This is a genomic window from Desulfurella multipotens, assembly GCF_900101285.1.
Classification (GTDB): domain Bacteria; phylum Campylobacterota_A; class Desulfurellia; order Desulfurellales; family Desulfurellaceae; genus Desulfurella; species Desulfurella acetivorans.
In genome coordinates this window covers 97,173-109,493 of sequence record NZ_FMYU01000001.1, presented here as the reverse complement: position 1 = coordinate 109,493, position 12,321 = coordinate 97,173, and the positions used below count along the sequence as shown (strand labels likewise).

General features: G+C 30.4%; 12 protein-coding genes. 1 reads left to right on the top strand and 11 read right to left on the bottom strand.

Going from position 1 to position 12,321, the window contains the following annotated elements; genetic code table 11:
• Positions 1-107: 107 nt before the first annotated feature.
• The gene (locus BLQ93_RS00575; protein WP_092127417.1) at positions 108-1,268 is read left to right on the top strand and encodes an MFS transporter; all 1,161 of its coding nucleotides are present in this window, start codon (positions 108-110) and stop codon (positions 1,266-1,268) included.
• Here the strand turns inward: BLQ93_RS00575 and BLQ93_RS00570 are convergent.
• From BLQ93_RS00570 to BLQ93_RS00520, 11 genes are read right to left on the bottom strand one after another with little or no spacing between them, the layout of a single operon-like run.
• Positions 1,262-1,717, bottom strand: a complete 456-nt coding sequence (locus BLQ93_RS00570) for a MotE family protein (RefSeq protein WP_159427456.1) — start codon at positions 1,715-1,717, stop codon at positions 1,262-1,264. The genes BLQ93_RS00575 and BLQ93_RS00570 overlap by 7 nt on opposite strands.
• Positions 1,701-2,138: a flagellar export protein FliJ gene (locus BLQ93_RS00565; protein ID WP_025392489.1), complete on the bottom strand. Its 438-nt coding sequence runs from the start codon at positions 2,136-2,138 to the stop codon at positions 1,701-1,703. Before BLQ93_RS00565 ends, BLQ93_RS00570 begins: the two co-directional genes overlap by 17 nt.
• Positions 2,139-3,440 (bottom strand): flagellar protein export ATPase FliI, encoded by a 1,302-nt coding sequence (gene fliI / locus BLQ93_RS00560; RefSeq protein WP_092127416.1) that lies wholly within the window; start codon positions 3,438-3,440, stop codon positions 2,139-2,141. It lies immediately after the preceding gene.
• On the bottom strand, positions 3,430-4,056 hold the full coding sequence (locus BLQ93_RS00555) for a FliH/SctL family protein (RefSeq protein ID WP_092127415.1): 627 nt from the start codon (positions 4,054-4,056) through the stop codon (positions 3,430-3,432). The genes fliI and BLQ93_RS00555 overlap by 11 nt, the downstream gene beginning before the upstream one ends.
• Complete coding sequence (fliG, locus tag BLQ93_RS00550) at positions 4,053-5,081, bottom strand: flagellar motor switch protein FliG (RefSeq protein WP_025392486.1); 1,029 nt, start codon at positions 5,079-5,081, stop codon at positions 4,053-4,055. The genes BLQ93_RS00555 and fliG overlap by 4 nt, the downstream gene beginning before the upstream one ends.
• Before the next feature lie 9 nt (positions 5,082-5,090).
• On the bottom strand, positions 5,091-6,746 hold the full coding sequence (gene fliF / locus BLQ93_RS00545; RefSeq protein ID WP_092127414.1) for a flagellar basal-body MS-ring/collar protein FliF: 1,656 nt from the start codon (positions 6,744-6,746) through the stop codon (positions 5,091-5,093).
• A 14-nt stretch (positions 6,747-6,760) separates the two neighbouring features.
• Positions 6,761-7,051, bottom strand: coding sequence for a flagellar hook-basal body complex protein FliE (fliE, locus tag BLQ93_RS00540; protein ID WP_025392484.1), 291 nt, complete (start codon positions 7,049-7,051; stop codon positions 6,761-6,763).
• A gap of 41 nt (positions 7,052-7,092) precedes the next feature.
• Positions 7,093-7,497 carry a flagellar basal body rod protein FlgC gene (flgC, locus tag BLQ93_RS00535; RefSeq protein ID WP_025392483.1) on the bottom strand — a complete coding sequence of 135 codons (405 nt, stop codon included), beginning with the start codon at positions 7,495-7,497 and terminating at the stop codon, positions 7,093-7,095.
• Between the two features lie 3 nt (positions 7,498-7,500).
• Entirely contained in the window at positions 7,501-7,890 is a 390-nt protein-coding gene (gene flgB, locus BLQ93_RS00530) for a flagellar basal body rod protein FlgB (RefSeq protein WP_159427454.1), read from the bottom strand.
• A gap of 31 nt (positions 7,891-7,921) precedes the next feature.
• Positions 7,922-9,076, bottom strand: a complete 1,155-nt coding sequence (locus BLQ93_RS00525; protein WP_092127412.1) for a sigma-54-dependent transcriptional regulator — start codon at positions 9,074-9,076, stop codon at positions 7,922-7,924.
• Positions 9,073-12,321, bottom strand: coding sequence for an AsmA-like C-terminal region-containing protein (locus BLQ93_RS00520; protein WP_092127411.1), 3,249 nt, complete (start codon positions 12,319-12,321; stop codon positions 9,073-9,075). Before BLQ93_RS00520 ends, BLQ93_RS00525 begins: the two co-directional genes overlap by 4 nt.

Genomic DNA, 12,321 nt, shown 5'->3' with positions numbered 1-12,321 from the left:
TTATATATAATTTAATTGTTAAATTCAACAGTACATTATAAAATTAAATAAATATGAAATTGTAATTTAAAACTTGATTAAATACGGTATTTGCTTATGATAAAAATATGAGTTCCAAAGCTTTTTTTGTTTTGATGTACATAACCATTATTACAATTGGCGCAATATATGTGCCACAGCCACTTTTGCCAGAAATCAGCAGATATTTTGATTGCAACATGAATACTGTATCTTTAATTATAAGTGTGGCTCTACTTCCTTTGGCGATCATTCCGATTGTATATGGTTATATTTTATCTTTTTTTACACCAAAAAGATTAATTTTAATATCTTTGATTATTCTTGTTTTTGTAAACCTTTTTATATCAATTTCACAGAGCATATATTTGATAATTTTTTTAAGATTGATTGAAGGTTTTTTAATATCTGCCGTGCTTACATCAAATATGACTTATATATCTTTAAGTGTGGAAACTGACAAGGTAGCGTTATACATGTCATACTACATTGCGGTAACCATTATGGGTGGTTTTTCAGGTAGGTTAATATCCGGTATTATTGCCTATTATTCGTCTTGGAGATTTAGTTTTTATTTTATTACACTTAGTTTTATTATTGGCGCATTATTAGCTTTATATCTTGTTGAAGATATAAAAAATGTAGTAGGTCCTGATGTGGTAAAGCATGAAAGTCTTTTTAAGGGTTATTTATCTGTAGTAAAAAATAAACTTTACTTTTTTGTTTATATGGCGGTTTTTTGTATGTTTTTTGTTTTCGCCGCCTTGACAAACTTTTTGCCATTTAGAATTGAAAGTATAGATAAAAGTAGCTCCGAGATTACAATAGGACTTGCCTATAGCGGTTACTTAATGGGTATATTTGTGTCTTTTTTGGCTACAAAGTTTGTTAAAATTTTTGGCAACCAGATTAAAGCCATGATATTTGGTTTTTTTGTGTATATCAGCGCTATCTTGATTTTAAATATACCAAATATCTACATTGTTTTTGGTGGTATGTTTATTTTTTGCGGTGGTATGTTTTTGATACACTCTGTGGCAAGTGGTTTTTTAAATAAATTAGCAAAAGACAAAAAAGGCATAGTAAATGGTATATACATAGCTTCATATTATAGTGGAGGCGTTATTGGCTCTTATGCCCCAGGCTTTGTATACAAACAATTTGGATGGTATTTCTTTAGTGCATTGCTTATTTTTATACTTTTAATAGGGTTGGCAAGTATTTTCCAATTTAGAAAAAACTCTTATTGATGTTTTGATTTCAGGTATAAGCTAAATATATTTGCGGCTGTTTTAGGATCCATTTTTGAAATTATTGCGCCTGCTTGTCGTGATTGCATGTATGTTAAAATTTCTGCTGCTATTTGTGGATCCATGTTTGATAATTCCTGAGCTGCTGCTGAAGGTTTTGCTTGAGCATATATTGTTGCTAACTTTTGAATTTTTTGAGTGACTATATTTTTTTGCAAATTTTCTAACTCTTTTTTTGCTTGTGCTATCTGGTTATTAAGGTTTTGCAGCTGATTTTTTAGAGCGTTTTGATTTTGTTCTAACTGTTTTTTTTGGTTTACTATATCTTGCTGTTGTGATTTAAGTTGTGCGCTTTTTTCATCAATAATTTTTTCTAGTGCTTTTAGTTCATTGATTTTTTGGTTTATATCACTTAAGTTTTGTCCATAGGACCTATTTATTCCTAACATAAAAAATAGAGCTAATATCATTAATAAAATTTTGTTCTTTGAGTTTTTCTTCATATATATACCTCTCTTTATAGTATTCTTTTAATTTTTCAAATTTTTTAATTTCTTTATGGAAGTTTTTAATTGTTTCGATTTGGGCAATTTTTTTATTTTGGAGTTCTTCAATAATTTTTTTGGTGGATCTTATCTCTAAGTCTAGTGATAAAATACTATCTGCTATATACTTTAAAATATTGAAATCTACATTTGTTTTAATATGTAAGTCAAACTTTTCGATCAGGCATTTTTTTTGACTTTCAAGTTCGCTTAAATATTGGTTTTTTGATTTTATTTGGTTATTTATTTCGTGTAATTTCATAATCTCAATATTCATTAAGTTTTCTTTTAGGTTTTTAACCTTTTCAAGTTTAAATATAAACATTTATTCTAACGCTTTACTTAATAAATCTATAGTTTCAGAAAATTCATACGATTCATCGATACCCTGAACTAAAAACTCATTAATTTTGTTTATTACTCTTAAACTTGCATCAATATCCGGATTTGAACCTACACTATAGGCTCCAATGTTTATTAAATCTTCTGCTTGCTCATAGATTGACATGTGTTTTCTAAGGTTATTTGCCAAAAATTTATGTTCACTATTAACAATTGAGTTCATAAGTCTTGAGACGCTTTTTAGTATATCAATTGCTGGGTAGTGATTTTTTTCTGCGATTTTCCTTGATAATACAATGTGTCCATCTAAAATTGAGCGTGCAGTATCTGCAATTGGTTCGTTGAAATCATCCCCATCAACCAAAACTGTATATATGGCAGTAATGCTGCCTTTTTGAAATTTTCCCGGTATTTCCATGAGTCTTGGCAAAAACGAAAAAACGCTTGGAGTGTAGCCTTTCATTGTAGGAGGCTCACCTATTGCAAGACCAATTTCCCGCTGAGCCATTGCAAATCGTGTAACAGAATCCATCATCATCATTACATCAAGACCCTGATCGCTGAAAAATTTAGCAATAGCACTTGCTAAAAACGCGCCTTCACGTCTTAAAAGCGGTGCTTCATCACTTGTAGCTACAACCACAACGCTTTTTTTTAAACCTTCCTGGGTCAAATCATTTTCTATGAATTCTCTTACTTCACGACCTCGTTCTCCAATTAACGCTATTACGTTAACATCTGCTTTTGCTTTTCTTGCTATCATACCAAGAAGTGTAGATTTACCAACGCCACTTCCTGCAAATATTCCAATTCTTTGGCCTTTTCCAAGTGTTAACAAAGCATCGATTGCTTTTATTTTTGTAATAATTGGCTCGTTTATAATTTGTCTTTGCATTGGATCTGTAGGTTTTGGGTATAGTGGCATGTGCTTTTCAATTAGTATAGGTCCTTTTGAGTCAATGGGTTTACCCAAAGCATTAAGTATCCTTCCAAGCATATTGTTGCCTACACCTACTTTTAGCCCTTTTGATGTAGATCTTACAATACTTTCAAGTTTTATACCATCCATGTTTCCAAGAGGCATAAGAAGGACGTTTTTATCTTTAAACCCAACTACTTCGGCTTCAATATATCCATTATCGCTTTCAATAAAACACACATCGCCTATTTTAATATTGCTTGGACCACTTGAGATTATTGTTAAACCTACAACTTCTTTAATTTTACCACAATTTACTATAAAATTATTTTTATCCAAAAGTTGCTTTATTTTGTTATGATTCATTGATTAAACTGCGTTTTAATTCTTCCAGTTTTGTATTTATGCTTGCATCTATAATATTTGAATCTTCTTCGATAATTATTGTACCAATGGGTAAATTGTAATCCCCAACAATTTCTATATTTTTAAAGTCTTGATCTATTTGTTTTGCTATATTTGCATTTACTCTCAATTTTACTTTATCAGATTTTGCAAATGATAGTGATTTTTTAATCAAATTTGCAATTGTATCTTTATTTTGGATCTCTTTTTCTATTATTTTTTGTGCAATTTCAAGTGCTATGTTAACAATATCGTTTTCAATATTCTTAATTTTGTCTTTTATTTCTCCAATTTTTAAATCAATTGAATTTACTGATTGCTCTAATTGAATTTTTGAATCCTGCAATTTTGATTCATACTCATTTTTTACATTTAATAGTTGTTGTTGACAATTTTGCTCGTATTCTGTTTTGCCTTTTTCGTATCCTTCCTTAAAAGCTTTTTGGTAAATTTCATCTGTATTTAGTGATGGTTCTGTTGGCGATTTTGGTACTTCTTGTTCATTTTGTATTTCTTTTGGTGTTTCATTAATATCAAATTCTTCAAGTATAAATTCTTCAATGGAAAGGTTTTTCATTCAAGCATTTCCTCTCCGCCGCCACTTATTGATATTACACCTTCTTCGTCAAGTCGCCTTACAATATCAACAATAGCTTTTTGAGCTCGTTCTACATCTTTTACTTTTACAGGGCCTAAAAATTCCATTTCTTCTTTTAATGTTTCTGCTGCTCTACTTGACATATTTGAAAAAAACTTTTTGCTTAACTCTTCTGGTGCACCTTTTAATGCTATAGTCAAATCTTTTTTATCAATATGCTTTAAGATTTCTTGTATATCGGAGTTTGATAGTTTTATGATATCTTCAAATACAAACATCATGTCTCGTATTTTACTTGCAAGATCTGGATTTTTTTCTGAAATTTGGTCAATTAGGGATTTTGATTCTGTTCTTCCCATACGATTTATAATTTCTGATACGGCTCTTATACCACCAATTTCAACATTACTACCACTTAAATCTTCCATTTTTGTTTCTAACATTTCTGAAACACGCTTTATTACATTTGGTGAAATATTTTCTAAAGAAGCCATTCTAACAACAATATCAATTTGTATTTCTTTAGGTAAAAGACTTAGTACTTCTGCAGCTTTCGATTGATCAAGATGTGATAATATCACAGCTATAGTTTGCGGATGCTCATTTTGTATAAATTTTACAAGTTGTTTGGGGTCAATATTTTCTAGGTAGCCAAAACCTACATTTGATTCAAGTAACTTTATAAGTTTATCGATTATTCTTCTAGCTTCTTCTGGTCCTAGGGTTTTAACAAGTATTTCTTTTGCATACTCAATGCCACCTGATGTTGCGTATTCTTTTGCTTTTAGCATTTGATAAAATTCTTTTACAACAGCTTTATATATATTTGGGTCAATTTTTTTCATAAATGCAATTTCTTTACTTATCGCTTCTATTTCATTTTTGCTTAAATTTTTAAATAATTTTGCTGAGATTTCGTCACCAAGAGCAATTGATAAAACAGCCGCTTTTTGGTATGGAGTTAAATCATCAATTGAATTTATCGCATGTGCTTGAGCACTCATAGACTAACCTCATTTTGAAGAAATATATGCTTTAAAAACCGCAGAAGCTTCTTCAGGGTTTCTTTCTACTTCTTCTTTTAATTTCTTTTCTATAAGTTTATCTTTTAAGGCTTCTTCGTTTAATGCACTTTCGCTGTCAAGTTCTTTGGATATTTCTTCTTCGAGGTCTTTTATGCTTTTACCTTCAATTTTTGATTCTACTGAGCCTTGAGCATATGCTTTAGCAGCCTGAGCCTGCTCGTAGGCAATTTCTCCTTTTTTATATGATAATACATTCTGAATAAATTTTCGCAAGAAAAGAAAATAAAACAAAATTAACAAAATAGCGCCTAGAATGTATTTTAACAAAGGATAAAATTGGTTTAAATTGGACATCATACTCACCTGTTTAGGTTTTGTACTTTCAAATTGCATGTTAACAACACTAATAGTATCACCACGTTTTGGATCAAACCCTATTGCTTGCTCAACAGCTTTCCTAATATCAGCCATTTGCACAGCGGATAAAGGTTGATATACGGTTTTTTTTGTTTTTTTATCGTATTTGTAATTTCCATCGACAATAACTGCAGCCGACACACGCCTGATTTTTACAAGAGGTTCTACAACGTTTGTTTCAGTTTGACTAATTTCATAGTTAATTGTGCTTTTAGTCTTTTCACTAGCTAGAGGCCCTTGTTGAGTTGTTGTTTGTTGTGTAGTTGGTGTAGTAGAAGGCGGTGTTGCAGTTGGTTGATTTGCTCCAATATTTGAAATTACACCTGGTATGCCAGCACTAGTTTGAGCCCAGTTTTTTTCTTCTTCGTTTTGTTCACTTCTTACAACGCTGTTTGGATCATATTTAATGCTTTTTTGTGTAACTTTGCTTAAATCTAAATCTACATTTACAGTTGTTACTACCTGGTTTTCACCTACTATTGGCAAAAGTAAGTCTTTTATTTTATGAGCGTATTCTTTTTCGATTAATTGTTTATATTTAAGTTCATTACTTGCAAGGGTGTCTTCTGCGTTTTCTTTTTTAGATAGTAAATTACCGTTTGAATCAACTATTATTACATTATCTGGTGATAAATTAGGAACACTTGCTGCAACAAGCTTTTGGATTGCATAAACCTGGGAATTGCTAATTGGTGAATTTAGTTTTAACACAATTGAAGCGGTAGGTGGCTGTTCTTTATCTACAAAAACGGAAGGCTTTGGTATAGCCAGGTTAACTCTTGCAGAATCTACGCTTGATATATTTTCAATTGTGCGTGTTAACTCGCCTTCAAGAGCTCTTGTATAGTCTACATTTTCCAAGAAACTGGTCATACTTAAATTTTGTTTGTCAAATATTTCAAAACCCACCACTCCACCACTGGGTAAACCTTTTGCAGCTAAATCTAGCCTCAATTTATATACCGAATCTTTTGGTACTTCAATTGTATTGCCATTAACGATTTTGTATGGAATTTTTTGTTGATCAAGGTAGTTTATAATACTTGAAGCATCTTTATCGTTCAAATTGGAAAACAATACACCATAACTTACTCTTGAGCCAATAACAAAAACAAACACCAAAATGAGAATTAATCCAGCAAAAGATGAAAACAAAACTACTTTTTGCTTTTTTGACATCCTATTATAAAAAATTTTTATTTCTTCAAGAAACTTTTTTATGTCCATATTGTCATACTAGGCTAAACTTGCATATTCATTATTTGGTTATATGCTTGAACTGCTTTATTTTTAACCTCCAATAAAAGTCTCATAGATATGTCTGCTTTTTCTATAGCCATTACAGCATCTTGAATATTATCCATTTTTCCTGTTGCAATTTCTTTTATGGCGTTGTCTGCTGTTATTTGCAGGTTATTAACTTCATTTAAAGATTTAGCAAGGAGTTCGGCAAAACTAGGATTATCTTTTTTTGAATTAGGATCATCTATATTATTTACTCTTGGACTTGTAACTATTGAATCTATTTTCATACAACACCACCTAATAAATAATATAACTTTTTTTGCAAAAATCAAACATTTAATACACTAATTATGCTTTGAGCCATTTGTTTTGCTGCATTAAATGCTGAAATGTTTGCCTGATACGAATTTGTAGCGTCTAATAAATTAACCATCTCAACTATTGGGTTAATATTTGGATATGCAACATAGCCTTTTGAATTTGCCAGTGGGTTTGTGGGGTCATAAACTAGTTTTGGAGGTGTATCGTCTCGTACAATGTCTGCTACTTTAACGCCTTCCAAATACTTAGAAAATTTTTCACTTTCAAAAACTACATCTTTTCTTTTATAGGGTCCACCTTCTTGAGTGGTTACAGTATTTGCGTTTGCAATATTGCTTGCTATTATATCCAACCTCAAGCGTTGCGCTTGCATCCCACTTGAAGCAACTTGTAAGCTCCCAAAAAAACTCATAGTTTAGGCTCCTTGAGATGAGGATATTATGTTTTTATATTCACCAAATTTATATTTGGCAAATGCTGCTAAAGCGTTATACAGAATCTGATTTTTAGCTAATGCTGCTTCTTGTTCGGTTAGGTTAACGTTATTTTTGTCATTTCTTTCAAGGTAAGAATTGCTTTTTACAACAACCATATCTTTTAAGCTTTCTTGTGGATTTATATGGTTTGGGTTTGTTATTTCTAAAGGTAATTGGTTACTATCTAAAAAATTTTGAAATTTGACTATTTTTTCTTTATAATTTGGGGTATCTATATTGGCAATATTGCTTGCTATGACATTTTGTCTTAAACTAGCAACATCCATGCCAAGCTGTATATAATTTATTGTTGAATCATTAAAAATCATACCATACCTCCAAAACAACCTTAATGTATTGCTAGCAAAAATTGTTCCAAATTCCATGCAAAAATATATCTTCTTTATCTATCAATGCTCCTTTGGATAAAATAATTGCCCGTTCTATTGTATTTTCAAGTTCCCTTACATTACCTGGCCAATTGTAATTTAAGAGTATTTCAAGGGCATTATTTGATATACCATTTATATTTTTTTTGAATTTATTTGAGTATTTTTTTATGAAAAAATTAATTAAATCGGGTATATCTTCTCTTCTTTCTCTAAGTGGACTCAAAAAAATAGGAAATACATTTATTCTATAAAAAAGATCTTCTCTAAAAGAGCCATTTTTGACCTGTTCTGCTAAGTTTCTGTTGGTTGTACAAATAATTCTTACATCTATTTTAACACTTTCTGTTGAGCCTAATTTATCAACAACCTTTTCTTGCAATACTCTAAGTAATTTTGCCTGTAATTCAAGAGGCATTTCGCTAATTTCGTCTAATAGTAGGGTTCCACCATTTGCCTGTTCGAATTTACCTTTATAGGTTTTTATTGCTCCGCTAAAAGCACCTTTTTCATAACCGAACAATTCTGATTCCAAAAGGTTTGAAGGTATGCTTGCACAATTTACACTGATAAAAGGCTGTTTTGAACGATTTGATGATGCGTGTATGAGCTTTGCTACCACTTCTTTTCCTGTGCCTGTTTCTCCGCTTAATAACACTGTGGCATCTGTATTTGCCACTTTTTTAATTAATTGAAGTATTTTTTGCATCTTTTCGCTTTTAAAAACATAGTCTCCATCGTATGTAGTTTTATTTGTACAATCAAATTTTAAGCAATTGGATGATAATGAGATGATTTTTTCAATAGTTTCTCTACTAAAAGGTTTTACTATAAAATCAAATGCGCCAAGCTTTATAGCCAAAACCGCTGTTTCGATCGTTCCAAATGCTGTCATTATAACAAAAGGAGTGTTAATATTATTTTGTTTTATCTGTTTTAAAAGATCAATGCCATCTACTTTTGGCATTTTAAGGTCGCTTAAAATTAAATCAAATGATTCTTTTCTTAATATATTTAAGGCCTCTTTGGCATTTTGAGCTAAAATACATTCATGACCTAAATGTTTTAGTGTAGAAAACAATGCAATTCTCAATTGTTCATCATCATCTACAATTAGCACCTTCATTTTTTCTTCTCAGTGTTGTTGGTATTTCCATTCACACCAAGCAAATATGCTGGTAAAGTAATGGTGCGTGTAATTATATCAAGCAAACCTTTCCCTAAGCTTTCCCAGGGAACAGGATATAGATTCATTTTTCCATCCAAATAACCATCTACTCTAAAGCTTAAACCCGTAAAGCTTTTTTCTTTTCCACCAAGAATGTGTCCTATAATGGGTATACTTGAAATTAATCTATTCAAAAAAGTAAATGTAGTTATCATAAAAAGTGCATCAACATGATAATTTGTTAGATTGACATTACCATTTATAAACAAGTTATTTGCTGTGCCTTTTACAGTTAGCGGTTTTTGAGTTTTTAATATGCCATCTTTTAAATCAAAAATACCCACCGTTTTGGTATAATAAAAACCTTTTTTAGTATCAAATTGACCCGTTAACAAGCCAACTACATCCGCTAGCGTTAATATTTTGTAAATGTCTGGAAAATTTTTAATATTTCCGTTTTCTGAAACAAATTTAATAGTTCCATTTAGTTTTTTTAAGTCTATTTCATCTGTGGATGGTGTGTTAAGTGTAGCCTTAAGCGTTGTTATTGATGGTTTTTTTGTTTTACTTTCAATGTAGTGTGCAAAAATATATGAATCTGTAGCCTCGACATTGATTGTGTTTTGAGCCATATCTATGTATATGGATGTATATGGTGCTTTCAGGCTAATATAGCGTTTACTTGCAAGCTCCAGGTGTGCATTAACATTATTAAATACAAGAGGTTTTGAATCTTCGATTATCAATTCGTCAATGTCAGCTTGCGCATAAATAGATACTTTTGGTATTTTAAACTTAATATCTCCTATATAGCTTTTTGTTTTGCTTTTTGTTTTTTTTATTATAAATTTTTGGCTTTTAGCATTTAAGTTAATTACAAGCGGTTCTAAATTAACATTACCTGTAAAACTTACGGGGTTTTGCATGATAAGTGCATTACCATTTTCTATTGTTGCATAATTTTTATTAAAAGATACATGGGCAGATTTGACAACAACATCATTACCATAAACCAAATCTGATACAACTAAATTATTTGAGTAAATGTATTGTAGTTTTTTATCTTCAAGACCTAGTTTGACGCTTCCATTTAAAATTGCTTCATCGATAGGTAATTTGACTAAATTTTTAATTGTTGAAATTTTGAAATTTTTTAAGTTAATATTGCCATTGAATGATTTTGCTTTTGTATTGTATAAACCGTTAATCGAAAGTGTATCGTCAAGCTTTACAGGGTTAAAGCTGATTAGATTTTTTTCATAATAGCCTTTTGCCAAAATCTCATCCACACCAAACCCATGTTCTTTAAATAGTTTTTTGCCTTCAATGTTGACATCAAAATTGATTTTTTTCAAATTGCCAGAGATAGATGAGGGCTTTATTGTTACCTCGCTTGTTGGCAGATAATTTTTATATGGTTTCAAATACGAAATATCTCTAATTTCAACTGGATTTATTTTTGCTCTAATTGTAGCTTTATAGAAGACAGTATTTGAATGTTCTAGATATCCAGTAATATTGATAAAGGAATTGTCAGTGGCTAACTTTAGATTATTCGCACTAACCCTAAGTATTTGATTGTTTCTTTGTATGTCAAATTTACCTATTAAATTTATAGGTTTTTGAGATATTTTTTTATCTTGCAAGCTTAAATTGGAATCAATATTTACATTAAAGTAAAAATGAGGCAATGAGTGCCAGTAATAGTTTTTTATGTCAATTATTGCGGTAAATGGACCTCTGATGTCTTTTGCATAATCAATATACTTTGCATCTTCATGGCTTAAAATTGCTTTGTACAAAAAATCTTCTGTGTTTTTTGTAGATTCTCCATTTAGTACAAGGTGCATATCTGCCGGATAGCCTTTTTTTCGTGCAATTACAAGTTTCGAACTTATTAAATTTACTTTATCACAATAACCGGTCCCATGAATGACTACGTCTTTTGGTGTAATTTGAATATTTGCAAATGTTATAGTAAAAGGGTAGGTGTTTTTTTCTACAATAAATCTGGTACTCTGTGCAACAAGTTCACCTGTATCTATTAAATTTTCTTTATCTTTAATTTTGCCTTTAAATGTCACTTTTTCTGCTTTTATCTGGCCGGAATATATATATTCCTGAATATGCTTTGGTAACAATGGTTTTATTTGATTATAGTCAATATAGGGTGTTTTAAAGAAACCAGCTATAGTGCTTTCTTCTAAGTTTTTCGTATTAAGAGTGCCTTTTGCATTTATGAAATAACCGTTTTTGCTTAAAGTATCAATAAAAAATGCATGTGTATTTTTATTGTATTTAAAATTAATTGTTGGTTTTTCAATATTTAAATTTGCAATGTTTATGTTGCTCAAATCAACACTGCCATTATAATTTTTAGTGTTAAGCTTGAGTTTTACACTTTTGCCCGAAATATTTTGTTTGTATGTAAGATAAGGTATATTGACGAAAAGCTCATCTTTAGAATAAGAAGCGCTTGGGTTATTAAGTTTTAAACCTTTGTAGTTTATATCGCTGATCTTTAAATTACCGCTTTGCAACTCTAAATTGTTTTTTAGCGTTAAAGTAGCTTTTGCACTTGAATTGTCAATTGCTTTTAAGTATGCTGGAAAATTTTGGGGTGAAAATTTTTTAATATTTAAGCTTACATGCAAATTGCTTGGGTTTATATCGCCAGATAAAGTAGTGGGGCTATTGTTAACGTTTCCCTCAAAATAAAAATTATTGTTTTTTGTTGGAAGGTTTAAAATTAGATCAAGTTTACCCTCAATTTTATAATTTTCATAAGATGCACTAAGATGTTGTATTTCTATGGATAAAGGGAGCGGCTTTATGATTGTTTTGGTTTTTGCAGGAATTTTTGAACGGTATGCAACTAAGTTTAACTGGTGTATTTTTAAATTGCCAAATGTGGGTTTTTTTGAAATTAATTCGCTTAATTTGAGTTTATATGATAAGTTTTTTGCATTTGCTTTAAATTTAGATGAGCTAACTTCCAATTGCGATATGTTGACATTTATAGTAGTTAGTGTTTGAGAGATTTTGTAATTTTCAATTTTGTCTATTTTTATATGGGTTTTATTTTCTACAAGGTGCAAAAAGTATTGACTTTTTAAAAAAAAAGGCAGGCTAAAATAACCTGCCAGAATCAAAACAATAAATGTTATCAGGATAATAAAAGCTATTAATAGCTTTTTTTTCAT